A 25,599-nucleotide genomic window follows, 5' to 3' on the forward strand; every position below is an offset into this window, starting at 1 on the left:
CGATTTGACCAATCTGATCGCGTTGATCGACGGATCGATCTATTCGCACAGCGTTTGCGACCATGCCGCCTGGGCGGCGCGGCGGCTGGAGGCGTCCGTCCGGGTCGTCCATGCCATCGGCCGCCGGGATACGGCGAGCGCGCCGGCGAATCTGAGCGGCAGTATCGGCCTGGGCGCGCGCACGGCCCTGTTGGAGGAATTGGCGGAACTGGACGCACAGAAGGCCAAGCTGAGCCAGAAGCGCGGCCGCCTGCTGCTGGAGGAGGCCGAGGCGCGCCTGCGCGAACAGGGCGTCGGCCAGGTCGCCACCCTGTTGCGCAATGGCGACGTGGTGGAAACCGCGCACGAGCTGGAGCCGGAAGCCGACCTGTTCGTCATCGGCAAGCGCGGGGAGGCCGCGGATTTCGCCCGGCTGCATCTGGGCTCGAACCTGGAACGGGTGGTGCGCGCGATCCACAAGCCGATCCTGGTGGCGGCCCGGTCCTTCAAACCGGTCGAGCGGTTCCTGGTCGCCTTCGACGGCGGCACCAGCGCCATGAAGGCGGTGGACCACATCGCCCGCAGCTGGCTGTTCGCCGGCCTGGACTGCCGCTTGCTGATGGCCGGTGCGGATACGCCGGCGGCGCGCAAGCAACTGGAGGACGCGGCGGCCCTGTTGCGGGCGGCGGGCTATGCGGTGCAGGCGGATATCGAGCCGGGCGGCGCGGCCGCGGCCATCGCCCGGCGGGTGGAGGCGGACGGGATCGACCTGCTGGTGATGGGCGCCTATGGCCATTCCCGCATCCGCAGCATGATCATCGGCTCGACCACGACCGAGATGATCCGGTCCTGCCTCGTCCCGGTCATGCTGTTCCGCTAGACCCTGGCGATAGGGCGACGGGCGCAGGATTGGGTTGCGGTCGGGCGGTATCGCTTTAGCATTCCCGGCCAACACCCAAAACCGGAGGACCACCCGCCATGACCGACTACACCCTCGTCACCGGGGCCGCGCGCAATATCGGCCGCGCCATCGCCACCCGCCTGAAGGCGGACGGGCAGAACATCCTGATGCTGGACGTCATGGACCCCGAGGATCCGAGCCTGGGCGAGTTCCGCAAGACCGACCTTTCCAGCGTCGCCGACACGGCCCAGGCCATGGCCTGGGCGCTGGGCGAGGGCCGGCGCATCACCCGCGTCGTCAACTGCGCCGGCGTGGTCGCCACCGGCAAGGTCGAGGACGTGACCGTCGAGGATTACGAGCGGGTCATGGCCGTCAATGTCCGCTCGTATATCGAGGTGATGAAGGCGCTGGTGCCCGGCATGAAGGCGGCGGGTTTCGGCCGGGTCGTCAACATCGCCAGCCGCGCCGCACTGGGCTACACCAACCTGACGGTCTATTCCGCCAGCAAGGCCGCTGTCGTCGGCCTGACCCGCACCTGGGCCAGCGAGCTGGCGCCGCACGGCATCACCGTCAACGCCATCGGCCCCGGCCCGATCGAGACCGACATGCTGAAAGCCGCGCACAGCCCCGAAACCTATGCGGCCTATGCCAACAAGGTGCCGGTGGGCCGCTTCGGCCGCCCGGAGGACATCGCCAATGGCGTCAGCTTCTTCCTGGACGAACGCTCCAGCTTCGTCACCGGCCAGGTGCTGTTCATCTGCGGCGGCCTGACCGTCGGCGGCGCCGGCGTCGTCTGAGCCGCGACTGCACAGGGCCATGACGGATTAAGGCCATGACGGATTCCCGCATCGCAGCGGCGGCCGACGCGGTGGCGGAGCAAGGCTTCGCCATCGTCCCCGACGCCGTGCCGCCCGCCCTCCGCCGCGACCTGATCGCCGGCCTGGAGCGGATCGAACGCGCGCACGGCCACGGCTTCGGCGAGACCGCGTTCGAGGGCCGGCGCACGGTCCGCATCTACAACCTGCTCCGCTATGGCGCGCCGTTCACGGCGGTGCCGGTGGCGGAGCCGGCGCGCTCCATCGCCGAGGCGGTGCTGGGCGAGGATTTGCTGCTCTCCTCGCTCTCCGCCATCACGCTGGCGCCGGGCGAGGCGGCGCAGGCGCTGCATTCGGACTCGCAGCTCATCAGCCTGCGCCGGCCGCATCCCTGCCTGATGCTGAACGCCTTCTGGGTGCTGACCGACTTCACCGAGGCGAACGGCGCGACCCGGATCGTCCCCGGCAGCCACAAAAACCCGAAGCCGCCGAAATACGGCGAGACCTACGACACGATCCCGGCGGAGGCGCCGGCGGGCAGCCTGATCCTGTTCGACAGCCAGCTCTGGCACGGCGGCGGCGCGAACCGCACCAGCGAGCGGCGCTGGGCGATCTCCAACTATTATTGCGCCGGCTGGGTGCGGCAGCAGGAAAACCCGTTCCTCAGCCTGCCGGCGGAGACGGTCAGGGGCTTTTCGGAGCCGTTGCAGCGCCTCTGCGGCTATGGTCTCTATCGCGGCCTTTACGGCCATGTGGAGGGTCGCGACCCGCGGGCGCTGCTGACCGGCGAGCCGGGCCGGCCGAATGTCTGGCAGGAAACCGACGCCCTGTCCGCCCCCTAGGAGCGGACGCATGTTCCGGCAAGGCGGCGGCTCCTGGCAGGATTTCCCCCTCTCTGCGCACAGGTGGTGTTCGCCGGCGGGGATGTGGCAACGATTGTCCGCGGGCCGCCCGGCGCGTAGATAGCTAGGCATGACCGGAAGCCAACCGACCGACAAGCGGCCGTCCGGGCCGCGCGCCTTGCACCTCTGGCTGCCGCCGCTGGTGCTGGTCGGCCTGGCCTTGCTGGCCGCCCCGTTTTACAGCCGGGTAATGGAAAACCTGCTGTGGATGGGGCAGACGGTGCGGGCGCTCTGCGGCTTCTGAACCGGATCGGGGAGCGCGAAACGCCGTGCCCACTATGACGACGAACGGACGGCCGCTGATGCTGGTCGTGACCGCCGCGGCGGTGATTGCCCTGCTGTCCATGGGATTGCGCGCGGCCATCCCGCTCTATCAGGTGCCGATGCTCCAGGATGTCGGCTGGGGCCGCACCGAATTCGCGCTGGCGCTGGCGGTGCAGCAATTGCTGTGGGGCGCGTTTTCGCCGGTGTTCGGCGGATTTGCCGACAAATACGGCGCCGGCAAGGTGCTGGCCTTCGGCGGCCTGCTCTATGTCGCCGGCCTGGCGCTGATGGGGTTCAGCACCGACCCGCTGAGCTTCACCATCACCGCCGGCCTGATGGTCGGCAGCGCCCAGGCGGCGGCGGGCATGGGCATCGCCCTCGGCTCGGTCGGGCGCATGGTGCCGCCCGAGCGCCAATCCTGGGCGTTCGGCCTCGTCACCATGGGCTCGTCCGCCGGCATGCTGGTCATTCTGCCCATCGGCCAGGTGTTTCTGGAGGCGTTCGGCTGGTCCATGGGCTTCGTCGCCCTGGCGGCGGTCGGCCTGATCATGGTGCCGCTGGCCTTCCTGCTGAGCGGCAAGCCCGCGGGCCCGAGCGTCGGCGCGGTGGCCGACATGACCATCGGCGCGGCCCTGCGCGAGGCGCTTCGCCATCGCTCCTTCCTGCTGCTGGTAGCGGGATTTTTCGTCTGCGGCTTTCATGTCTCGTTCATCGGCATCCATCTGCCCGCCTATGTCAGCGATCTGGGCATGCCGCCGGAGACGGGGGCGCTGGCGCTGATGCTGATCGGCGTCGTCAACGTGGTCAGCGCGTATTTCTCCGGCGTACTCGGCACCCGGTTCCGCAAGACCCGGCTGCTGTCGCTGATCTATCTGAGCCGGGCGGTGTTCATCGTCGCCTTGCTGATGGCGCCGCCGACGCAGTTGACGATCTATCTGTTTGCCGCCGGCATGGGCCTGTTCTGGCTCTCGACCGTGCCGCTGACCAGCGGGCTGGTGGCGGTGATGTTCGGCACCCGCTACATGACCATGCTGTTCGGCATCGTCTTTTTCGGCCACCAGGTCGGCTCGTTCCTGGGCGTGTATCTGGGCGGGCTGCTGTTCGACGAGACCGGCAGCTATGACGTGGTCTGGTGGATGGGCGTCGCGCTCGGCCTGTTCGCGGCCGTGATCCACCTGCCGATCCGCGAGACGCCGGTGCAGCGCCCGGTGGCCGTGGCGGCGGAATAGGCGGCGCGGCCGCACCGTCCGAGGCCGCACCGTTCGGGGCCGCGGCGGCGGGCCCCTCCCCCCCGCTAACCCCGGACGCGTTGCCAAGCGCGTCCGAGCGGGTTTTGATCGGGCCATGGTATCGGACCTGTTGATTGCCGCCGGCGGGGTCGGCCTGTTCCTGGTCGGCATGGTGGTGCTGACCGACAGCCTCAAGGCATTGGCCGGGGCGTCGTTGCGGCGGCTGCTGACCCGCGTCACCCGCACCCCGTTTTCCGGGGCGCTGGCGGGGGCGCTCGCGACCGCCGTGGTGCAGTCGTCCAGCGCCACCACGGTCGCGGCCGTGGGCTTTGTCGGCGCCGGCCTGCTGACCTTCCCGCAGGCGGTGGGCGTGATCTTCGGCGCCAATATCGGCACCACGCTGAAAGGCTGGCTGGTCGCCCTGGTCGGCTTCAAGTTGGACCTGGCGCTCTGGGCCTCGCCGCTGTTGCTGGCCGCCGCCCTGCTGCGCCTGCTGGGGAACCGGCGGGCGGCGCAACTGGGGTGGAGCCTGGCCGGCCTCTGCATCCTGTTCCTGGGCATCGAGGCGATGAAACAGGGGCTGGCCGGGTTCGAGGGCCTGGTGACGCCGGCGGACTTTCCCGACGACACCTTGCCGGGACGGCTGCAACTGGTCGGAATCGGCGTGGTCATCACCCTGGTCACCCAGTCGTCGAGCGCCGGCGTTGCCATGAGCCTGGTGGCCCTGGGCGCCGGCACGGTCTCGCTGCCGCAGGCGGCGGCCATGGTGATCGGCATGGACATCGGCACGACGGCCACGGCGCTGCTGGCGACGGTGGGCGGCTCCACCGCCATGCGCCGCACCGGCTATGCCCATGTGGGCTATAATTTATTGACCGGGGCAATGGCCTTCGCCCTGCTGGAGCCGTTCGCACGCGCGGTGGCGGGCTTCCAGGGCGGCCCCGGCGACGCGCAGCTGGCGCTGGTGGCGTTTCACACGGGCTTCAACCTGCTGGGCGTGGCGGTCGCATTGCCCTTTACCCGCCTGTTCGCCCGCGCCATCGTCGCGCTGGTGCCCGAAGGGCGCGACTCCTTCGTGCAGCGCCTGGACGACAAGCTGCTGAGCGATCCGGCGGCGGCCCTGGACGCGGCGAGCGCCACCGCCCGCGACATGACCGAGGCAACGTTCCGGGCCGTCGCCGACCTGATCGCCGCACCGCGCCGGCGCGGGCACGCGGACCGGACGCTGGCGAGCGTGGAGGAAGGGCTGGTGGCGCTGAACCGGTTCCAGGACGATATCCGCACCGGCATCGCCGAGGCCGGCCTGTTGCGGCGCCATGGCGAGCTGTTGCATGCGCTCGACCATTTGGCGCGCCTGATCCACCGCGCCCGCCAGGCGGACCGGGTGGAGAGCCTGGCCCGGGAGCCACGCTTGCGGGAGTTGTCGGGTCTGGTCCGCCGGGTCGCGGCGACCGGCGGTGCCAGCCAGCCGTTTGCGTTCGATCCGGACGAGGCGAACCGGGTACGCCGCCGGCTTCGGGTGGAGCGGGACGGCTATCGCAGCGCCACCATCGCGGCGGCCGTGGCGGACGCCATCAGTGCGGAGGCAACGCTGGCGCGGCTCGACGGCATTCGCTGGCTGCACCGGGTGAGCTATCACCTCTGGCGCCTGGCCTATCACGTGCCGCGCTCGCTGGTGGACCCGCCGCCGGAGCCGGAGCCCGAAGACGGGCCAAACGACGACGGGCCAAACGACGACGGGGCAAACGACGACGGGGCAAACGACAACGGGGCGCCGCCGGCCTGAACCGGAGGCCGGCACAAGACCGGCCGCGGCCGGGTTCAGGCGTCGCCGATCAGCTTGCGCATATAGTTCGGCAGGGCGAACGCGGCGACGTGGATGTCGGGATTGTAGTATTGCGGGTCGATGCCGAGCGCGTCGAAACGGGCCTGGATCGTCTCCGCGCCTTGCCGGCGCAGGTCCGGATTGTCCGTCGCCCAGCCCAGCGCCATGAAGCCCAGCGCATAGGTCGGGCACGAGATGACATAGGCGCTGCCATCGGCGAACAGCGAGCGGAAATGCCCGACCGAGCTTTTCAGCTCGTCGCCCTGGACGAACGGCACGCCGTTCTGGGTCACCAGCACGCCGCCCGGATGGAGGCAGCGCTTGCAGTCGGCATAGAATTCGCGCGTGAACAGCACCGCGCCCGGCCCGATCGGATCGGTGGAATCCACCAGGATCGCGTCATAGCGCTGGTCGGTCTCGGCCACGAATTTCGCGCCGTCGCCGATGATCAGCTCGGTGCGCGGGTCGTCATAGGCCCGGCCGCAAATGCTGGAGAGATGCTCGCGCGCCACCCGGACGACGCCGCCGTCCAGTTCGACCTCGGTCACGTGCTCGACCGGGTGTTTCAGCACCTCTTCGAGCAGGCCGCCGTCGCCGCCGCCGATGATGAGCACGCGCCGGGCATTGCCGAGCGCCAGCAGCGGCACGTGCGCGAACATCTCGTGATAGACGAACTCGTCGCCTTCGGTGGTCTGGACAATGCCGTCCAGGGTCATGATCCGGCCGAACTTCTTGTTCCGCAGGATCTTGATGTCCTGGAATTCGGTCTTGCCCTCGTACAACACCTCGGCGATTTCGAGGCGCTGCCCGACACCGTCGTGCAGCACCTCGTCAAACCAGATGGAGCTCAACGGGCCGGACCGTCCAGTTGCAGGCCGCGGCGATGCTCGGTCAGGTGCACGGCACCCGGCGCGAACGCCTTTTTCAGCACCGGAATGGCCTTGTAGGGGTTGCAGTCGCCGCACATGAAAATGTCCAGCGCCGCGAAGTCCCGCTCGGGCCAGGTGTGGATGCTGATATGGCTTTCGGACAGCACGACCACGCCGGAAATGCCGCCATTCGGCTGGAAGTGGTGCAGGTCGACGTTCAGGATCGTCGCCCCGGCCACGGTCGCCGACTCGCGCAGCGCGGCTTCCACCGTCTCCAGATCGTCGAGCCGGCTGGCGCCGGACAGGTCGATCAGCAGATGGGTGCCGGCATATTCCAGGCCGTCTTTCTTGACGAAGAAGTCGAGACGGTCGTCCTCGACGGGCGCGACGTAGGCCGTCGCGCCGGTGGTATGGCTTCGGCCCGCCTTGTTGCGATCCTCGCAATGCGGATCGACAACCCGAACGGCTTCGTGCTCTTCAGGCTGTAAGGCGGACGAGAAGTCGTTCGACGTCTCGTACCCCGCGACAACAGCCAGCTCTGCGAAAGTGCGATTATCGTCCATCGCAAGACTCCCGTAAAACCGGTATTGGGGGGTGGTGGGAAAGGCGCGCCTTATGACGGATCGAAGGGGGCGGCGCAAGAGAAAATTTCGAAAAATCCGTCCGATCCGACTTTTTGACCATAAGCGACCGGCCCGAGCCCCTAAGTGGGGGCCACATCGCCGCCGTGCAATGGGTCCATGCCGACGCCCGCCCGCGGCGACGCCCTGCCAAAAGGCACCGCTGCCGGCGGGTTTTGCCCGGAAACCGGGCTCAGAACGCGTCCGGGCCCATGGCGGCGACCAGCGCGCCGCCCGTGGTAATCGGTCGCTCCATGGCGATGCCTTCGGGGATGAGCTGTTCGGCAAAGAAACGCGCCACCTGCCGCTTCTGCACCGCAAAGGCATCGTCGCGGCCGACGGTGGCCAGCGCCGCCTTCGCCATCAGCCAGCCGCCGACCACATAGCCGGCCAGCCGCAGATAGCTGGTGGCGCCGGCCAGCGCCTCGCCCGGCTGCTGGCCCAGATGGCCGACCATCCAGGTCGTGGTGCGCTCCAGGCTGGCGAGGCCGTCGGCCAGCGGCTCGATCAGGGCGGCCAGGTCGGCGTCATCCTGGCGGCGCAGATCCTCCAGCGTCGCGGCGATCTCGGCGGCCAGTGCCGCCATGGCCTCGCCGCCGTCGCGGCCCAGCTTGCGGCCGACCAGGTCGATGGCCTGAATGCCGTTCGTGCCCTCGTAGATGGCCGAGATGCGGGCGTCGCGATAATGCTGGGCCGCGCCGGTCTCCTCGATATAGCCCATGCCGCCATGCACCTGCACGTTGGTGGAGGCGGCCTCGACGCCCACATCCGTGCTCCAGCCCTTGACGATGGGGATCAGCAGGTCGACCCGGCGCTGCGCCGCCTTGCGCGCGTCGGCGTCGGTCAGGCGGTGGGCCAGGTCCAGGCCGGCGGCGGCGGTGTAGGCCAGCGCGCGCATGGCCTCCACCTGGGCGCGCATGCGCAGCAGCATGCGGCGCACGTCCGGGTGGTGGATGATGGTCACGGCCGCGCCGCCGCCGCCCACGGCATCGCGCATCTGCACCCGGTCCTTGGCATAGGCCACGGCCTGCTGGTAGGCGCGCTCGGCCACCGACAGGCCTTGCAGGCCGACGCCGAGGCGGGCGTTGTTCATCATGGTGAACATGTATTCGATGCCGCGGCATTCCTCGCCGATCAGATAGCCGACCGCGCCCTCGTTCTCGCCATAGAGCATGACGGCGGTGGGCGAGGCGTGGATGCCCATCTTGTGCTCCAGCGAGCCGGCGCGCAGGTCGTTGCGCTGCCCGGGCGAGCCGTCGGCGTTCACCAGGAATTTCGGCACGATGAACAGGCTGATGCCCTTGATCCCGGCCGGCGCGCCCTCGGTCCGGGCCAGGACCAGATGGACGATGTTCTCCGCCATCTCGTGGTCGCCATAGGAGATGAAGATTTTCTGGCCACTGATGCGGTAATGGTCGCCGTCCTTCACCGCCCTGGTGCGCAGCGCGCCCACGTCGGAGCCCGCCTGCGGCTCGGTCAGGTTCATGGTGCCGGTCCAGCGGCCGGTGATCATGTTTTCCAGATAGGTGTCTTTCTGCTCGGCCGAGCCGTGCGCCGCCAGCAGTTCGACCGCACCCTGGGTCAGCAGCGGGCCGAGGGAGAAGCCGAGATTGGCCGAGCCCCAGATTTCGTTCAGCGCGGTGCCGACCAGCCAGGGCAGGCCCTGGCCGCCGCGCTCCGGATCGAACACCGGCCCGTTCCAGCCGCCCTCGACATAGGCCTTGTAGGCCTCCGGGAAGCCGTCCGGCATGCGCACGACGCCGTTTTCCAGGCGCGCGCCCTGCTGGTCGCCGACGCGGGAGAGCGGCGCCAGCACGCCGCTGGCAAACTTGTCGGCCTCGTCCAGGACCGCGTCGACCAGGTCGGGGCTCAGATCCTCGAAACCCGGCAGGGCCAGAACACCGTCCAGGCCGGCGACCTGGGCGAGGGCGAAACGGATATCGGCGAGGGGGGCTGCGTAGTCAGACATGGCCGGACCTGTGGATGGTTGCCGTGAAAAAAGCTTCAGGACCGCTATTTAGATCACGTCGGTATGCCATCCAATAACGCTTTTGATTGACCGGAGCGATTCGCCCGATATTTTAGGGGCCATCATGCCATCGACCCCTGCGGGAGAGCCTGGCCGGCCGCAATGCCGGGCAGCGCCGAAGGAGCAACCGGCCCCGGAAACTCTCAGGTACCGAGGACCGCAGAGCGAGGCAACTCTGGAAAGTGGGCTGGCTTCGTCGAAGCCATCTCCGCCGAAGAAGTAAGCGACGGGCGGCCGCTGTCAGGGCGGCGCCGGCGTGAATCTTTCAGGCGCCCGGGACAGAGCGGGGAGGGTTCGAGCCCAGGGTTCGGACGCCACCAACCCGAGTCCGAAGGCCCAGACCATGGCAGACGCAACCCCCGATACCCCGCTGGCCGATACTCCGTTGGCCGAAACGCCGCTCGCCGCCCTGCATGCGCGCCTTGGCGGCAAAATGGTGCCGTTCGCCGGCTATTCGATGCCGGTGCAGTACAGACTGGGCATTCTGAAAGAGCACCAGCACACCCGCGCCGCCGCCGGCCTGTTCGACGTCTCGCACATGGGCCAGGCGAGCCTCAGCGGCCCCGGTGCTGCCGATTTCCTGGAATCGCTCTGCCCCGGCGACATTGCCGGGCTGGAAGCCGGCCGGATGCGCTACAGCGTGCTGTTGAACGCCGAAGGCGGCATTCTCGACGACCTGATGGTGCTGCGCCTCGCCGACAACGCCTTCCATCTGGTGGTGAACGCCGCCTGCAAGGCCGAGGATTTCGCCCACATCGCGGCGCACCTGCCGGCGGGCCTGACCTTCACGCCGCGGCCGGAGCTGGCGCTGGTGGCGTTGCAGGGGCCAGAGGCGGCGGCGACGCTGGCGACGCTCGCCCCCGGCGTCGAGCGGCTGGACTTCATGCAGAGCGCCCACGCCTCCATCGACGGCATCGACACGCTCGTCACCCGCTCCGGCTATACCGGCGAGGACGGCTATGAGTTGTCCTGCGCCAACGGCGATGTCGAACGCCTGGCGGAGCGGCTGCTGGCGTTCGAGGCGGTGGAGCCCATCGGCCTCGGTGCGCGCGACTCGCTCAGGCTGGAGGCGGGGCTCTGCCTCTACGGCCACGACATCGACACCACCACCTCGCCCATCGAGGCCGGGCTGATCTGGATCATCCCGAAGGCCCGGCGCGGCGCCGAGGCCGGCTATCCGGGCGCCGCCCGCATCGCGGGCGAGATCGCGGACGGCGTCGGCCGCCGTCGCGTCGGCATCCGGCCGGAAGGCCGCGCGATCGCGCGCGAGGGCGCGGCGATCCTGTCGCCCGACGGCGAGCGCATCGGCGTCGTCACCTCCGGCGGTTTCGGCCCCAGCGCGGACGGCCCGGTCGCCATGGGCTATGTGCCGCCGGCGCACGCCAGGGCGGGCTCGCCGCTGCTGCTGGAGGTGCGCGGCAAGCGGCACCCGGCAGCGGTGGTGAAACTGCCCTTCGTCCCGCACCGCTATTATCGCGGCCAGTAACCTATCACGGCCAGTAAGCGCCGCCGTCCCCAACAGAGAGCCTTCCCCAGGAGACCGAAACCATGGCCAACGAACGTTACACCGAAGAGCACGAATGGGTCCGCATCGAGGGCAATGTCGCCGTCTGCGGGATTTCCGACTACGCGCAGGAGCAGTTGGGCGACGTCGTGTTCGTCGAACTGCCGGAAATCGGCCGCGTCGTCTCGGCCAAGGACGAGATCGCGGTGGTCGAGTCGGTGAAGGCCGCGAGCGACATCTACGCGCCCGTCTCGGGCGAGGTGGTGGCCGTCAATTCCGCGGTCGAGGACGACCCGGAAACCGTCAACCGCGATGCGCTGGGCAAGGGCTGGCTGTTCAAGATCAAGCTCGCCGACAGCGGCGAGGCCGACAGCCTGATGGACGAATCCTCCTACGAGGACTTCATCGCCGGCCTGGAAGACTAGAGCGAACCGCACCGCCACGCTTCACCCCGAGTAGGGCCGTAGAGGCCCGTATCGAGGGGCGTGACCGGTCCCGCCACTGACCCCTCGATACGCCGCTCCGCGGCTACTCGGGATGAGAGAAGCCAAAGGTACGAGGTTAGAACGTCCATGCGCTACCTTCCCCTCACCCAACAGGATCGCGAGGCGATGCTGGCAACCGTCGGTGCGGCCAGCATCGACGACCTGTTTTGCGACGTGCCGGCCGAAGCCCGGCTCGACGGCCTGCTCGACCTGCCCCGCCATGCCGGCGAAATGGCGGTCGAACGCCACCTCTCCCGTCTGGCGATGCAGAACCACGCCGCCGGCGAGGGGCCGTGCTTTCTCGGCGCCGGCGCCTATCGCCATCATGTGCCGGCCAGCGTCGACTATCTGATCCAGCGCGGCGAGTTCCTGACCGCCTACACCCCCTACCAGCCGGAAATCGCCCAGGGCACATTGCAGGTGCTGTTCGAGTTTCAGACCCAGGTGGCGCTGCTGACCGGCATGGAGGTGGCGAACGCCTCCATGTATGACGGCGCCACCTCGTGCGCCGAGGCGGTGATGATGGCCGCCCGGGTGACGCGGCGGCACAAGGCGCTGCTCTCCGGCAACCTGCACCCGCATTATCGCGACGTGACCGAGACGCTCTGCCGGATGACCGACTTCCCGATCGCCGAGACGGCGCCGACCGTCGCCGGTGCGGATGTCGACGCACTGGCCGCCGCCGTCGACGACACGGTCGGCTGCGTCGTGGTGCAGTATCCGGACGCCTTCGGCCACATCGCCGACCTGACCCCGCTGGCCGAGGCCTGCCACGCCGCCGGCGCGCTGATGGTGGTGGTCTGCACCGAGGTCGTGGCGCTCGGCGCGCTGACGCCGCCGGGGGCGATGGGCGCCGACATCGTCGTCGGCGAGGGCCAGGGCATCGGCAACGCCCTGAATTTCGGCGGCCCCTATCTGGGCCTGTTCGCGACGCGGAGCAAGCTGGTGCGCCAGATGCCGGGCCGGGTCTGCGGCGAGACCGTGGATGCCGACGGCCAGCGCGGCTATGTGCTGACGCTCTCGACCCGCGAGCAGCACATCCGGCGCGAGAAGGCGACCAGCAATATCTGCACCAATTCCGGCCTCTGTGCGCTGGCGTTTTCGATCCACCTGTCGCTGCTGGGCGAGGCGGGGCTGCACCGCCTGGCGGCCTGGAACCATGCGACGGCGGTGCAGACCGCCGAACGCCTGGCCCGGGTGCCGGGGGTGGAGGTGCTGAACCCCGCCTTTTTCAACGAATTCGCGGTGCGGCTGCCGCAACCGGCCGCGCCCGTGGTCGATGCGCTGGCGGAACAGGGCCTCCTGGCCGGCGTGCCCGCCTCGCGGCTCTACCCCGACCGGCCGGAACTGGCGGACGTGCTGCTGGTGGCGGCGACCGAGACGGTGGAGCCCGAGGATATCGAGGCGCTCGCCCTCGCACTGACCAAGGAGCTGGCGGCATGAGCGCCATGAACACCCAGGGCCGGGCCACCCGCCCCATGGCCGCCAATGACGAGACCGAGACGGCGCCGGAAACCTTCACCGGCAACCGGGCGCTGCACCTGGAAGAAAAGCCGATCTTCGAGAAAGGTGCCGAGGGCCGAACCGGCGTCGACCTGCCGGAGCCGCCGGCCGTCGCCGACCGGCTCGGCGGTCTCGCCCGCAGCGCGCCCGTCGGCCTGCCGGGCCTCAGCGAGCCGCAGGTGGTGCGCCATTACACCCGGCTCAGCCAGAAGAACTACGCCATCGACGCCGGCCTGTTCCCGCTGGGCTCGTGCACCATGAAGCACAATCCGCGCCTGAACGAACGCCTGGCGCGTCTGCCGGGCTTTGCCGACCTGCACCCGATGCAGCCGGAAAGCACCATCCAGGGCGCGCTGCAACTGATGCAGGAACTGTCGCACTGGATCCTGACGCTCACCGGCATGCCCGCGGTGGCGCTCTCGCCCGGCGCGGGCGCCCATGGCGAGCTGACCGGCATGGCCGCGATCCGCGCGGCGCTGGAGCATCGGGGCGAGGCCGACAAGCGGCGCAAGGTGCTGGTGCCCGACTCTGCGCACGGCACCAACCCGGCCACCGCCGCCTCGCTCGGCTTCCAGATCGAAAGCATCGAGGAGGACGACCGCGGCCGCGTCGACTTCAAGGCATTCGAACGGCATCTGGGCGACGATGTCGCCGCGATCATGCTGACCAACCCGAACACCTGCGGCGTGTTCGAGTATGACATTCGCCGCATCGCCGACGCCCTGCACGAGGCCGGCGGCTATTTCTACTGCGACGGCGCCAACTTCAACGCCATTGTCGGCCGCGTCAGGCCGGGCGATCTGGGCGTCGACGCCATGCACCTGAACCTGCACAAGACCTTCTCCACCCCGCATGGCGGCGGCGGGCCGGGCAGCGGGCCGGTGGTCTATTCCGAAGCCCTGGCGCCGTTCGCGCCGGTGCCGCGCCTGCACCGCAACGCCGACGGCACGTTGAGCCTGATCGAACGCGCGGAGGGCGAGGCGGCCCAGGCCTTTGGCCGGGTCAAGGGCTTCCACGGCCAGATGGGCATGTTCGTGCGCGCCCTCACCTATATGCTGAGCCACGGCTCGGACGGCCTGCGCCAGGTGGCGGAGGATGCGGTGCTCAACGCCAACTATCTGAAGGCGCGCCTGAAGAGCGAGTTCTCGCTGCCCTATGGCGACACCGGGCCCTGCATGCACGAAGTGCTGTTCGACGATCATTTCCTGAAGGGCACCGGCGTCTCGACGCTGGATTTCGCCAAGGCGATGATCGACGAGGGCTTCCACCCGATGACCATGTATTTCCCCCTGGTCGTCCACGGCGCCATGCTGATCGAGCCGACCGAGACCGAGACCAAGAACGCGCTGGACGAGTTCGCCGACGCGCTTTTGGGCCTGGCCCGGGCGGCAAAGGCGGGCGACACCGAGCGCTTCGCCCAGGCGCCGCGGTTTGCGCCGCGCAAGCGCCTGGACGAGACCCAGGCGGCCCGCAAGCCGGTGCTGCGCTGGCAGGCGGATTGAGCCGCACCCTACCCCGGACGGTGTGGAGCACCGATCCGGGGCCGGTGTCGTCTTCGAACACCGCCGGTTTGGGTGTTCGCCCGCCGCGATCGGCCCCGGATCGCGGCCCGGCTCGCGGCCTCGCATTGGCCAGAGTACCGAAGCGGGCTTTTCCTCCGAACCGACCGCCACGGAGTCCGCCCCAACCATGGTTTCGTCCGTCGATATTGCCGTCATCGGCGCCGGTGCCGCCGGCATTGCGGCGGCGCGCGCCCTTAGGGCCGCCGGCGCCTCTCACATAGTGCTGGAGGCGGCGGCCCGGCTCGGCGGGCGGGCGCTGACCGACCATTCGCTCGGTTATGCGCTCGACCTCGGCTGCACCTGGCTGCACTCCGCCGACCGCAACCCGCTGGCCGACGGCCCACCGGCGCAATACGGCCAAGACGCGCCCCGCTCGCGCCTGTTCCGCGACGACCTGGGCCGCTGGGCCAGCCCGGCGGAGGAGACGGCGCACGACGCCTATATCGCCCGGTGCGAGGCCGCGGTGGAGGCCGTCGCCGCCCGCGGCGAGGACCCACCGGTGGCGGACGCGGTGCCGGACGATCCCGACTGGCGGCGGCATTTCGAATGGTGGTGCGGCGCCTATACCAGCGTCGGCAGCCGCGACCTGGGCGCGCTCGACTGGGCGCGCTATGTCGACACCGACCGCAACTGGACCGTGCCGCACGGCATGGGCGCCCATATCGTGCGGCGCGCCGCCGGCCTCGCCATCCGGCGCGAGACGCCGGTGCTGGCGCTGGACCGCAGCGGCCCGCGCCTGCGCCTGCTGACCCCCGCCGGCGTGCTGGAGGCCCGCGCCGTCATCCTCACCGCCGGGACCGAGGCGCTGAAGCGCATGCGTTTCACGCCGGCCCTGCCGCAGGCGACCGCCGCCGCCATCCACCGCCTGCCGCTCGGGCGGGCGAACAAGGTGCTGGTGCGCTTCGACCGGCTCGACCCCGACTGGCCGTCGGCGCGCAGCGGCGTGCTGTCGGTGCGGGTCGGACGCTTCGGTCGGCCGGTGGCGGAATCCTTCCTGGAAGCGGGTGCGGTGCGGGCGCTGGAGGCGGAGGGCGAACGGGCCGAGATCGCCTTCGTGCTGGAGCAGTACGCGACCATGTTCGGCAGCGGTGTGCGCCGCCGGGTGCGGGCGGCGCGAGCCTCGACCTGGGGGACGACGCCCTGGATCTGGGGCGCCTACTCGGCCATGGCGCCGGGTGGCGGCGATCCGCGCGCCGACCTGGCGCGTCCGGTGGAGGACCGGCTGTTCTTCGCCGGCGAGGCCACCCACCCCACCTTCTTCACCGCCGCCCACGGCGCCTGGGCGAGCGGCGAGCGCGCCGCGGCGGAGGCGCTGGCCGCCATGCGCGACGCGGATCGCCGCGGCCGAGGGTGAGTGACGCGCGATCCCCGCTCCCGCTTCCCGGCCCTCCCCTTCCCCGGCCCTCCGCTTCCCGTCCACCCGCTTCCCCGGCCTTGAGCCGGGATCCATGCCTGAGCGCTTCCGACAACGTTGGGGCCGTGTGGGGGAGGCGCAGGCATGGGTCCCGCGTCAAGCGCTGGACGGGGGTCATGAAATCAGAACGGCGCCAAATCAGAGGGAGAGACTGTCGATATCGACATGGGCTGTTCCCCGGACGCTGCGGAGCGGCGATCCGGGGCCGGCGTCTGCCTTCGAACACAGCCACCGGTAGTGTTCGCACGCCGCGAGCGGCCCCGGGTCTCGGCGCTGCCTCGCCCGGGGAACACAGCCGTCTGACGTGAGTCACGCCGCCGGGCCGGTCTCCGCACCCAGCAGGATCGGGCGGCCGTGCGGGGTCGCCTTGGCGGCGCGATCCCAGGCGTCCTTGCGCGCGGCCAGTTCCGCGGCGGACGTGGCGCCCTTTTCCGCCACCAGCCGCTCCAGCGCGGCGAGCCAGTGGTGGTAGTAGGTGTCGCCGGTGTCCGGGTCGCCCGCGGCCTGGGCGCGCCTGATCTCGTCCGCCAGCGCCGCGGCCCATTCCGGCCAGGTGAACAGGCCGCGGGCGTGCAACTGCACCGCCATGGCGAAGGCCTGCGCCTGCCAGGGCTCGGCGAACACCGGCGCGCCGTCGTCATCCAGCGGTTGGCCGGGCAGGCGGTCAGGCGGGCTCAAGATAGGACTCCCAGAGGTCGATATGGGCGCACGTGCCGGGCTCCGCGTCCGGCCCCCACAATTCCGCCCCCTCGAACCGCACGGTGTAGAGCGGCTGCGGCGCCTCGCCGGCAAAGAGCGCGTTCGTGTCCGGGAACACGTGCGCGCCGTGGGTCAGATGCACGGTGCCGGTCTTGCCGCGGGCATAGCGGGGCAGGCGGGTGTGGGTCGCCGGGTTGAGATTGCGGGCACGCACACGGTCGCCGACGCGGAAGCGGGGCTCGGCCGCGGCCTGCCGGGAACTCGGCCCGCCCTTGGCCAGCGCGGTCGCGACGTCCGCGGCCTTCAGCACGCGGGCCTCCGGCTTCGGCTCCAGCGCCGCCTCGCCGCTGGCGATTTCGGCCGGCGAGGCCATGCCGCGCTCGACCAGCAACTGCTCCAGCCCGAACAGCCAGTGCTCGTAATAGCCGGTGGAGAGATAGGCCGCCGGTGCCATCTGCTCGCGCGCAAACCGGCTCGCGTCGATATTCCACTGCCCGGTGAAGCCGGCGGCGAGCGTCAACGCGAAGCAGCGCCGCTCCCAGGGGGCGTGGAACAGGGGCTCGTGCGGGTCGGCACCGATCGGGCCGAAGCCGTGCATGCCGCCCAGATCGTGAGCGCCGTTCATCGCCTCAGCCCTCTGCCGCGGGGCGCCGAGGCAGGCCGACCCCGATCATGGAGTCGCGCGTGACCCAGTCGACCAGTTCCGCCTCGCCCAGGCCGCGGGCCGCCGCCGGCTGCTGCGGCAGCACCAGATAGCGGATTTCCGCGGTGGAATCCCAGACCCGCACCTCGGTCGCCGCCGACAGCGACACGCCGAATTCGGCCAGCACCGCCCGCGGCTGCATCACGGCGCGGGCGCGATAGGGGGCGGCCTTGTACCAGGTCGGCGGCAGGCCCAGCACCGGCCAGGGATAGCAGGAGCAGAGGGTGCAAACGACCATGTTGTGCACCGTATCGGTGTTCTCCACCGCCACCATGTGCTCGCCCTGGCGGCCGGTGAAGCCGAGTGAGGCGATGGCCGCGGTGGCGTCCTGCAACAGCCAGCGTTTGTAGGCCGGGTCGGTCCAGGCCTTGGCCACCACCTGGGCGCCGTTCTTCGGGCCGACCTTGGTCTCGTAGGTGTCGATCAGGGCGTCCAGGGCCGCCGGATCGACATAGCCTTTCTCCACCATCAGCGATTCCAGCGCCCGGACCCGCAAGTCCAGGTCGGAAAGCTCGGAATGCTCGTGCGAGTGGTGGTGCGTGTGGGCGTGGTCGTGTTCGTGCGACATGGCCGGGCCTCTTTCGGGCAGGGAGCGACGGGTCGGCCCTGCCAATCTGGCAGAGCCGGACCCTTGCGAAAAGCCTTTAGCGGCGGCGTTGCTCCACCACCACGCCGGCGGCGATCAGGGCAGCGACCTCGTCCGGTGAGAGACCGGCTTCCGCCAGGATATCGCGCCCGTCCTGGCCGAACTGCGGCGGCGCCCGGCGCACATTGCCCGGGGTGCGCGACAGCTTCGCCTGGATGCCGAGGGCGTTGTAGCCCTGGCCGTCGGAAACGCGCATCCGGCGGTGCAGCGTGTGCTCGCTGGTCATGGCCGTCGGCACGTCGTTGACCGGGCCGGCCGGGACGCCGGCGTCCAGCAGCGCGCGGGCGAGGTCGTCGCAATGCCAGGTGGCGAACGCGCCCTCCAGCGCCGGCTTCAGCGCCTCGCGGTTGACCGAGCGCTGCGGCGCGGTCGCAAAGCGCGGATCGTCTGCCAGTTCCGGCTGGCCGATCACGCCGCAGAGGCGGCGGAACTGGCCGTCATTGCCGACGGCGGTGAACAGGTCCTTGTCCGCCGTCTTGAACGAGTCGTAGGGGTAGATGTTCGGGTGGGCGTTGCCGGTGGTCTTGGGCGCGGCGCCGTTCATCAGGAAGTTGTTCGCCTGCGGGTGCAGCAGCGCGACGGCGCAGTCGTAGAGCGTCATGTCCAGATACTGGCCGCGGCCCGAGTTGTTGCGCTCATACAAGGCCATGAGAATGGCGATGGCGGCGTTCAGGCCGGTGCCCATGTCGACGATGGGGGTGCCGAGGCGGGTCGGGCCGCTGGTGGGCGTACCGTTGATGCTGGACATGCCGCTGACCGCCTGCACCACCGCGTCATAGCCGGGATCGCCGCCCATCGGGCCGGTGGCGCCATAGCCGGTGACGCGGCAATGCACCAGGCCGGGAAAGCGCTGGGAGAGCACGTCCTGGTAGCCCAGGCCCCATTTCTCCATCTGGCCCGGCTTGAAATTCTCGATCAGCACGTCCGCGCCCTCCAGCAGGCGCAGCAGCAGCGCCTTGCCCTCCGGCTTGCCGAGGTCGAGGCCGAGTGAGCGCTTGTTGCGGTTCACGCCCATGTAATAGGCCGCCATGTTGCCGGCCGGATCGTCGTTCAGGAAGGGCGGGCCCCAGTCACGGGTCTCGTCGCCCTGGGGCGGCTCGATCTTGATGATGTCGGCGCCGTGGTCGCCCAGGATCATGGTGCAATAGGGACCGCCCAGCACGCGGGTCAGGTCGATCACCTTCAGGCCCTTGAGCGCGCCGGTGACCGGGGCGTCGGGGCCGTCGAAATTCAGGATCTGGTCGGACATTCACTGTTCCTCGGCAGGGGCTTCGCGCCCCCTTATTGCCCGGCGGGCGGCTTGCGGACAAGATCGTAGGCGCCGCGCCGGCGTCGCGGTACGATGGCCGCCGAACCGCCCGCCCGCTCGCCATACCGACAGCCCCGGGGTCCGCACATGCCGCAAATGCCCGCTTTTGGCCTGAACCGTTTCGACTATTCGTCTCCGCAAGCCTTCGCCGCGGACGCGCGCCGGGCCGAGGACCTGGGCTGGGACTATGCCTTCATCCCGTCCTCGCCGCTGTTGTTGCAGGACCCTTACGTCAATCTGGCCTTCGCCGCGACCCAGACGACGCGGATCGGCCTGGGGCCGCTGATCGAGACCCCGGCGATGCGCGATCCGGCGGTCCTGGCCTCCTCCATCGCCACGGTCGAGCGCCTGGCACCGGGCCGCGCCCTGCTGGCGATGGGCGTCGGCGATACCGCCGTGCGGCTCATGGGCAAGCGCCCGTCCAGGGTGGCGGAGCTGGAACAGGCGACGCGCACGGCGCAGGCGCTCCTCGCCGGCGAGAAGCTGGAGGTCGGCGCGGCCCGCCCGGCGGCGCTGCGCCATGCCCGCCCGGTGCCGGTGTGGATCGCGGCCGGCGGCCCCCGCACGCTGCGCATGGCCGGGCGGGTGGCCGACGGCGTCTTCATCCGGGTTGGCCGCCATCCGGCCAACATCCATGCGGCCATCGCAGCGGTTCACGCCGGCGCCGCCGAAGCCGGGCGCGACCCGGCCGCCATCAAGATCGGCCTGATCCTGCACACCATTCTCAGCGACGATGCAGAGCGCGCTGGCCTGATCGCCCGCTCCATGGCCGCCGGCTACTACGAGTACTCGCCGATGCTGTTCGATCCGCCCGGCTTCGCCTGGGACGGTCCGGATATCGAGGAACTGAAACAACAGGTCTGGCCGGACTTCCATCACGCCGCCGACCTGGAGGCGTCCGGCCGCGTCGTCTCGTTCCTGTCCGACGCGATCGCCGACGCCTTCGCCCTCTATGGCTCGCCGCAAACGATCGCCGAGCAACTGGCGCAGGTGCTGCGCCTCGGCCATCGCATCGACATGGTCATCCCGCATCCGATGCCGACCCCGCCGCCGGGCGGCCCCCGGCCCGACTTCATCGAGCGCATGGCGACCGAACTGTTCCCCATCCTCAAAACCCTGCTCGCCGGCCAATGACCGCCCGCCTCGTTATCGGCATTTCCGGCGCGTCCGGTGCGATCTACGGCGTGCGGCTGCTGCAATTGCTGCAACCGACGCCGGTCGAGACGCATCTGGTCATGACCCGCTCGGCCCGGATCACGCTCGCGCACGAGACGGATTTCAAGCCGGCGGACGTCCAGGCGCTGGCCGATGTCAGCTATGGCCCGGACGACATCGCCGCCGCCATTGCCAGCGGCTCGTTCCGCACCGCGGGCATGGTGGTGGCGCCCTGCTCCATGCGCTCGCTGGCGGAAATCGCCTATGGCATGACCACCCACCTCTTGACCCGCGCGGCCGATGTCTGCCTGAAGGAGCGCCGCCGGCTGGTGCTGTTGCCGCGCGAGACGCCGCTGCATCTCGGCCATCTGCGCGCCATGACCGCGGCGACCGAGGCGGGTGCGGTGATCGCGCCGCCGCTGCCGGCCTTCTATGCCAGGCCGGAAAGCGTTGCCGATCTGGTCGATTACACCTGCATCCGCACGCTCGACCTGTTCGAGGGTCTGGGCGAAATCGCCCTGCCGGCCGCGAACCGCTGGAAGGGCGGTTAGGGAGTCGCTACGAATGCGGGCATGAGCCAGCCCACCTTGCACATGATCAAACTCTCCGTCGGCAGCGAGTCCGTCGAGAGCCTCGCCCGCTGGCAGGACGGGCGGCGGCAGGAGACCGGCAGCGACCACAACCGCCACCTGACCCGCAATTTTCCCCGCCGCGGTCAGGAAATCCTGGACGGCGGCGGCTCAATGTACTGGGTGATCAAGGGCGTGATCCTGGCGCGCCAGCCGATCCATGCCTTCGAGGCGCGCGAGAACGCGGAGGGCGAGCGGCGCTGCGCCATCGTGCTGGAGCCGGAACTGATCCCGACCGTGCCGCGCGCGCAGCGGCCGTTTCAGGGCTGGCGCTATCTCCAGCCGGCGGACGCGCCGCCGGACCTCGCCGACAGCGAAACGGACGCCCTGCCGCCGCATCTGGCCGAAGAATTGCGCGCGCTGGGGTTGTTGTAGCGGACGGAAGTCACCCTCTTCAGCCGTCATTGCGAGCGCAAGCGAAGCAATCCAGGGGCCTGGTAGTGGGGGGGCTGGATTGCGTCGTTGCCCTGCGGGCGCCTCGCAATGACGACCGAGGAGGCGTGGGACCTCGAACAGACTCGGCCCGCGCGGCTTTACCCTTGGTCCGGCGCCCAGGAGGGCCGGCGCTTGGCGAGAAAGGCCTTGATGCCCTCTTCCGCTTCCGGCTCGCGCAGCAGCCGGACCAGGTCCTCGGCCGCGTGTTGCAGCGTCTCGTCGCGGCTGCGGGTGGGGGCGAGGCGGATCAGGCTTTTGGCGGTGGCGAGCGCGTGCGGCGCGCTCAGCAGCGCGTCGGCGACGGCTCGTTCCAGCCGCGCCTCCAGGTCGGCGGTGTCGTCCGCCAGTTCGTGGGCAATGCCGAGGCGGAACGCCTCCTCGCCGCGGGCGATGCTGCCGGTCGCGACCATGGCGCGGGCCGGGCCGGGGCCGATGCGGGTGATGACGAAGGGCAGGATCTGGCTCGGGATGAAGCCCCATTTCGCCTCGGGCATGCCGAATTTGGCATCCGTCCGGGCGACCACATGGTCGGCGCAGCAGGCCATGCCGAGGCCGCCACCCACCGCCGCGCCCTCGACCGCCGCCACCACCGCCTGGGGCAGCGCGTCCAGCAGGCTGAGGGCGTGGCCCATCTCGCGATAGGCCGGCACCAGCGGGTCGGTGCCATCGGGATTTTTCGGCGCCAGGCCATGCATGGCGTCCAGGTCGCCGCCGGCGGAGAAATTGCCGCCCTTGCCGCGCAGCACCACCACCCGCACCGCCGCATTCGCGGCGGTCCAGCGCAGCAGCCGCGTCAACTCCACCATCATCTGATGCGTGAGGGCGTTGCGACGGTCCGGGCGGTTGAAGTGAATGTCGAGGCGCGGGCCGGTCAGGACGGGCGCCAGGGTTTCGAAGGCGTTCAGGTCAGTCACGGGCTTTGGCAGACGAAGAGACGGGCGGGACGATCATGGCGCATCCTAGCCGAACCGCCCGCCAAAGCCAGCGCCGCGCCTCAGGTCCAGACGAGACCGTCGACGCTCAGGGTCTGGTCGGCAAAGCCCAGCAGTTCGACATGGGTCAGCGTATCGACGCCGTCATTGCCGACCGTGTCCTCGACCCGGATGCTGCCGTCGCCGTCGAGGCTCAGCCGATAGTCCGCCGCATTGCCGGAAAACTCCGCCGTATCCACGCCGTCGCCGCCGTCGATGCTGTCATTGCCGCGGCCACCGATCAGGGTGTCGTCGCCGCCCATCCCCAGAATGGTATCGTCACCCCCTTTGCCGTTCAGCCGGTTGTCGCCGTCATTGCCGGTCATGTGATTGTCGTAGCGGTTGGCCGTCAGGCCGCCGGCGCCCTCCAGCAGGACGAAATTCTCGACCTCGCTGGCGACCGCCAGATAGTCGGCACGACTGTAGACGGTGTCGGTGCCGCCGCCGACCGCCTCGGCCACGGTGGTCTGGTTGACCTCGACGATATAGGCGTCGTCGCCAGCCCGCCGGCCAGCCGGTCCCAATAGCCGCCGCCGGTAGCCAGCACGTCGTCGCCGGCCGTGCCTTCGACGATTTCCTGGCCGACCTCCGTGCCGGTGACGGTCGGCTCCGGCGCGGTCGGCGTCGGGCCAGGGTCCGGAGGCGGCGTGACGCCCGGCCCGATGGTGGCGGTGGCGATGGTCTGGTCGGCAAAGGCCAGCCATTCGACATGGGTCAGCGTATCGACGCCGTCATTGCCGACCGTCATATCACCTCGACCCGGATGCTGCCGTCGCCGTCGAGGCTCAGCCGATAGTCCGCCGCATCGCCGGAAAACTCCGCCGTATCCACGCCGTCGCCGCCGTCGATGCTGTCATTGCCGCGGCCACCGATCAGGGTGTCGTCGCCGCCCATTCCCAGAATGGTATCGTCACCCCCATTGCCGTTCAGCCGGTTGTCGCCGTCATTGCCGGCAATGTGATTGTCGTAGCGGTTGGCCGTCAGGCCGCCGGCACCGTCCAGCAGGACGAAATTCTCGACCTCGCTGGCGACCGCCAGATAGGCGGCACGACTGTAGACGGTGTCGGTGCCGCCGCCGACCGCCTCGGCCACGGTGGTCTGGTTGACCTCGACGATATAGGCGTCGTCGCCAGACCCGCCCGCCAGCCGGTCCCAATAGCCGCCGCCGGTGGCCAGCACGTCGTCGCCGGCCGTGCCTTCGATGGTTTCGTGGCCGGCATCCGTGCCGATGCCGGTGGGAATGGGCGGCGGCTCCACGGACGCGGGCGGAGTGACGGTTGTGCCCTCGAACTGGTCCAGGTTGGACGATTGTCCGCCGGTCGGATCGGCCAGCGCCGACAGCGCCGCATAGTCGGCCAACACGACACCGGCGACAAAAGCCCCGGTGGCCGTATCGACATAGCCGTCGCTGAAGGCGATCCGCTCGACATTCTGCAGCAGATCCGTGCCGGTGGCATCGTCCAAAGCTGCGGTGGCCGCAACCGTCCAAACCGAGGTGGTGGAGGTGCTGACGTCCAGGAGAGCGTATTGATCGTGGCGGCCGGCAAAGACGGCCGTGTCGATGCCGCCTCCCCCGTTAATCGTGTCGGCGCCGTTGCCGCCCACCAGCAGATCGGCGCCGTCGCCGCCATACAGGATGTCCGCGCTGCCATGGCCGATCAGCGTGTCGGCACCGTCGTTACCGGCGAGAAAATCGGCGCCGCCGCCGCCGACCAGAAGATCGTCTCCCGTCCCGCCCAGAAGCGTGCTGGCGTCGGCGCCGGCATAGAGGGCGTCATGACCCGCATCGCCCAGCAGCAGGTCGCGGCCGCCGCGTCCCGAAAGGACATCGTCGCCGGCGCCGCCGTTGACGATGTCGTCCGCCGCCGTGCCGATCATGGTGTCGGCACTGGCGGTTCCGACGACGGCACCGTCGTCGAACGCGCTCGCGTCCTGCGCGACACCGTCGATCGTGTTGTTCGACTGCGCGAACAGTCCGCTCGCGATTTCGGTGCGGGCCCCCGCCGCATTCGTCACGCTGTTGCCGGTGACAGTCGCGACCGTGTCGGTCCCGTTCGCGAGAATACGGCCGATATTGTCGGCGTTGGCGAATGTGTTGTCGGCGACCGTGACCGATCCGGGGACGCCGCCGCGGTCGGTGGAATAGTAGATGAAATTGGCGTTGCCGGTGGCGCCCTGGGAAAACGTGTTGCCCCGGACCAACAGGTCGCCGCCCAGCGAGGCCTCGATCGAAAACGACGTCTGGCCGTCGGCGTCGTCCAGAACCGAATCCACCACGGTTGTCGCGGCGGCGACGGACTTGATGTGGTGGCCCACATGGGTGCCGACAAAAGTGCTGCCGGCCACAGTCACCTCGGCCACGTTCGCGGCATAGATGGCATGGCTCTTGCCGTCGCCGGCGCCGTTGTCGCGGAACGAACTGCCGGAGACCGAGATCACGGCGTCGGGGTTGGCGGTGGCCAGGATCCCGTCCTGGTTGTCGATGAAACCGCTGTTCAAAACGGTGAGATTGGCGCCCTGAAAACGAATGCCGGCGCCGTTCCGGTCGGCCACCCGGGCGCCGACGAATTCCAGATTGTCGACCACCAGGTTTTCGACACTGGTCTGGGCGACGAGAATGCCCTTGCCGTTGCCGATATCCCCCCCGGTCCAGACCAGGCGCGCCCCGTCGCCGAGGCCGACAAGGGTGAGCGAATGCTCCACGACGACCGGGTCGTCGTAATAGGTGCCCGCGGCCAGGTAGATCGTGTCGTCCGCCTCCGAAGCGGCCACGGCAGCACTGAGCGTCTGATACGCCTGACCGGCACCGACATACAAGTTCGCCATCGATTCGAAACCCTTTATGTTCCAATGAAACTTTTCGCTTCGGGACATTAAGGATTACCTTGGTGCCGTCACGGAAATTACGACACAATTATGCCTTAAATATCATCCGATTGTATGATGTCTTTGAATTGTATAATATTGTAAATTTATTTCGAAATGAGTCAAAATTGTGTTCAAGATTGTAACTCGCAATTAGGCCACATGAACAAAATCATATGGTGCAAATTTTCCGTTCATACCGAGTTAGCACAAGCAACCGCGCAAATTCCCGGGAACCGGATTGGAATACAGATTGCCGGATTGACTGCAATTCGGTCGCGACTCT

24 protein-coding genes and 2 riboswitches are annotated in these 25,599 nt (G+C 69.3%); of the genes, 14 read left to right on the plus strand and 10 right to left on the minus strand.

All coding sequences use genetic code 11. The features are described 5' to 3' along the window. The first annotated feature begins 4 nt into the window (after window positions 1–4). The 6 genes from H6844_00185 to H6844_00210 all read left to right on the plus strand — a co-directional run bounded on the left by H6844_00185 (window position 5) and on the right by H6844_00210 (window position 5,876). Window positions 5–859, plus strand: a complete 855-nt coding sequence (locus H6844_00185; GenBank protein ID MCB9927822.1) for a universal stress protein — start codon at window positions 5–7, stop codon at window positions 857–859. A gap of 98 nt (window positions 860–957) precedes the next feature. Next, window positions 958–1,677, plus strand: a complete 720-nt coding sequence (locus H6844_00190; GenBank protein ID MCB9927823.1) for an SDR family oxidoreductase — start codon at window positions 958–960, stop codon at window positions 1,675–1,677. A 35-nt stretch (window positions 1,678–1,712) separates the two neighbouring features. After that, window positions 1,713–2,537, plus strand: coding sequence for a phytanoyl-CoA dioxygenase family protein (locus H6844_00195; GenBank protein ID MCB9927824.1), 825 nt, complete (start codon window positions 1,713–1,715; stop codon window positions 2,535–2,537). A gap of 130 nt (window positions 2,538–2,667) precedes the next feature. Further along, complete coding sequence (locus H6844_00200) at window positions 2,668–2,841, plus strand: hypothetical protein (protein MCB9927825.1); 174 nt, start codon at window positions 2,668–2,670, stop codon at window positions 2,839–2,841. Window positions 2,842–2,875: 34 nt separating this feature from the next. After that, window positions 2,876–4,090, plus strand: a complete 1,215-nt coding sequence (locus H6844_00205) for an MFS transporter (GenBank protein MCB9927826.1) — start codon at window positions 2,876–2,878, stop codon at window positions 4,088–4,090. Between the two features lie 115 nt (window positions 4,091–4,205). Then, window positions 4,206–5,876: a Na/Pi cotransporter family protein gene (locus H6844_00210; GenBank protein MCB9927827.1), complete on the plus strand. Its 1,671-nt coding sequence runs from the start codon at window positions 4,206–4,208 to the stop codon at window positions 5,874–5,876. A 35-nt stretch (window positions 5,877–5,911) separates the two neighbouring features. Here the strand turns inward: H6844_00210 and speE are convergent, their stop codons facing one another. From speE to H6844_00225, 3 genes are all read right to left on the minus strand, one after another. After that, complete coding sequence (speE, locus tag H6844_00215; GenBank protein MCB9927828.1) at window positions 5,912–6,766, minus strand: polyamine aminopropyltransferase; 855 nt, start codon at window positions 6,764–6,766, stop codon at window positions 5,912–5,914. After that, complete coding sequence (gene speD, locus H6844_00220; protein MCB9927829.1) at window positions 6,763–7,347, minus strand: adenosylmethionine decarboxylase; 585 nt, start codon at window positions 7,345–7,347, stop codon at window positions 6,763–6,765. Before speD ends, speE begins: the two co-directional genes overlap by 4 nt. Window positions 7,348–7,597: 250 nt before the next feature. Further along, the gene (locus H6844_00225) at window positions 7,598–9,373 is read right to left on the minus strand and encodes an acyl-CoA dehydrogenase (GenBank protein ID MCB9927830.1); all 1,776 of its coding nucleotides are present in this window, start codon (window positions 9,371–9,373) and stop codon (window positions 7,598–7,600) included. Between the two features lie 130 nt (window positions 9,374–9,503). Continuing rightward, a riboswitch (glycine riboswitch) is annotated at window positions 9,504–9,603 on the plus strand. Beyond that, window positions 9,604–9,725, plus strand: a riboswitch (glycine riboswitch). Between the two features lie 51 nt (window positions 9,726–9,776). On the opposite strand from H6844_00225, the gene gcvT reads away from it, so the two are divergent. The 5 genes from gcvT to H6844_00250 all read left to right on the plus strand — a co-directional run bounded on the left by gcvT (window position 9,777) and on the right by H6844_00250 (window position 15,841). Next, window positions 9,777–10,919 (plus strand): glycine cleavage system aminomethyltransferase GcvT, encoded by a 1,143-nt coding sequence (gene gcvT, locus H6844_00230; GenBank protein MCB9927831.1) that lies wholly within the window; start codon window positions 9,777–9,779, stop codon window positions 10,917–10,919. Between the two features lie 62 nt (window positions 10,920–10,981). Continuing rightward, entirely contained in the window at window positions 10,982–11,362 is a 381-nt protein-coding gene (gcvH, locus tag H6844_00235) for a glycine cleavage system protein GcvH (protein MCB9927832.1), read from the plus strand. A gap of 147 nt (window positions 11,363–11,509) precedes the next feature. Beyond that, window positions 11,510–12,865 (plus strand): aminomethyl-transferring glycine dehydrogenase subunit GcvPA, encoded by a 1,356-nt coding sequence (gene gcvPA, locus H6844_00240; protein ID MCB9927833.1) that lies wholly within the window; start codon window positions 11,510–11,512, stop codon window positions 12,863–12,865. Further along, complete coding sequence (gene gcvPB / locus H6844_00245; GenBank protein MCB9927834.1) at window positions 12,862–14,427, plus strand: aminomethyl-transferring glycine dehydrogenase subunit GcvPB; 1,566 nt, start codon at window positions 12,862–12,864, stop codon at window positions 14,425–14,427. The genes gcvPA and gcvPB overlap by 4 nt, the downstream gene beginning before the upstream one ends. Before the next feature lie 187 nt (window positions 14,428–14,614). After that, window positions 14,615–15,841, plus strand: a complete 1,227-nt coding sequence (locus tag H6844_00250) for an FAD-dependent oxidoreductase (protein ID MCB9927835.1) — start codon at window positions 14,615–14,617, stop codon at window positions 15,839–15,841. 369 nt (window positions 15,842–16,210) lie between these two features. On the opposite strand, the gene H6844_00255 is transcribed toward H6844_00250, so the two are convergent. The 4 genes from H6844_00255 to H6844_00270 all read right to left on the minus strand — a co-directional run bounded on the left by H6844_00255 (window position 16,211) and on the right by H6844_00270 (window position 19,198). Next, window positions 16,211–16,489, minus strand: coding sequence for a nitrile hydratase accessory protein (locus H6844_00255; GenBank protein ID MCB9927836.1), 279 nt, complete (start codon window positions 16,487–16,489; stop codon window positions 16,211–16,213). Window positions 16,490–16,565: 76 nt separating this feature from the next. After that, a complete protein-coding gene (nthB, locus tag H6844_00260) occupies window positions 16,566–17,225 on the minus strand; it encodes a nitrile hydratase subunit beta (GenBank protein ID MCB9927837.1) in 660 nt (219 codons plus the stop codon). 4 nt (window positions 17,226–17,229) lie between these two features. After that, on the minus strand, window positions 17,230–17,871 hold the full coding sequence (gene nthA, locus H6844_00265; GenBank protein MCB9927838.1) for a nitrile hydratase subunit alpha: 642 nt from the start codon (window positions 17,869–17,871) through the stop codon (window positions 17,230–17,232). Between the two features lie 76 nt (window positions 17,872–17,947). Beyond that, the gene (locus H6844_00270) at window positions 17,948–19,198 is read right to left on the minus strand and encodes a CoA transferase (protein ID MCB9927839.1); all 1,251 of its coding nucleotides are present in this window, start codon (window positions 19,196–19,198) and stop codon (window positions 17,948–17,950) included. Between the two features lie 156 nt (window positions 19,199–19,354). On the opposite strand from H6844_00270, the gene H6844_00275 reads away from it, so the two are divergent. Genes H6844_00275 through H6844_00285 form a run of 3 tightly spaced genes read left to right on the plus strand, consistent with a single transcriptional unit; the run spans window position 19,355 to window position 21,417 of the window. After that, window positions 19,355–20,392 carry an LLM class flavin-dependent oxidoreductase gene (locus H6844_00275; GenBank protein MCB9927840.1) on the plus strand — a complete coding sequence of 346 codons (1,038 nt, stop codon included), beginning with the start codon at window positions 19,355–19,357 and terminating at the stop codon, window positions 20,390–20,392. Further along, a complete protein-coding gene (locus H6844_00280) occupies window positions 20,389–20,964 on the plus strand; it encodes a UbiX family flavin prenyltransferase (GenBank protein MCB9927841.1) in 576 nt (191 codons plus the stop codon). The genes H6844_00275 and H6844_00280 overlap by 4 nt, the downstream gene beginning before the upstream one ends. A 21-nt stretch (window positions 20,965–20,985) precedes the next feature. After that, complete coding sequence (locus H6844_00285; GenBank protein ID MCB9927842.1) at window positions 20,986–21,417, plus strand: DUF1489 domain-containing protein; 432 nt, start codon at window positions 20,986–20,988, stop codon at window positions 21,415–21,417. 158 nt (window positions 21,418–21,575) lie between these two features. Here the strand turns inward: H6844_00285 and H6844_00290 are convergent, their stop codons facing one another. The 3 genes from H6844_00290 to H6844_00300 all read right to left on the minus strand — a co-directional run bounded on the left by H6844_00290 (window position 21,576) and on the right by H6844_00300 (window position 25,274). After that, a complete protein-coding gene (locus H6844_00290; GenBank protein ID MCB9927843.1) occupies window positions 21,576–22,391 on the minus strand; it encodes an enoyl-CoA hydratase/isomerase family protein in 816 nt (271 codons plus the stop codon). An 80-nt stretch (window positions 22,392–22,471) separates the two neighbouring features. Then, on the minus strand, window positions 22,472–22,972 hold the full coding sequence (locus tag H6844_00295) for a hypothetical protein (GenBank protein MCB9927844.1): 501 nt from the start codon (window positions 22,970–22,972) through the stop codon (window positions 22,472–22,474). 220 nt (window positions 22,973–23,192) lie between these two features. Next, window positions 23,193–25,274 (minus strand): hypothetical protein, encoded by a 2,082-nt coding sequence (locus H6844_00300; GenBank protein MCB9927845.1) that lies wholly within the window; start codon window positions 25,272–25,274, stop codon window positions 23,193–23,195. Between the last annotated feature and the right edge of the window lie 325 nt (window positions 25,275–25,599).

The organism is Alphaproteobacteria bacterium (assembly GCA_020638555.1).
GTDB lineage: Bacteria > Pseudomonadota > Alphaproteobacteria > Bin95 > Bin95 > JACKII01.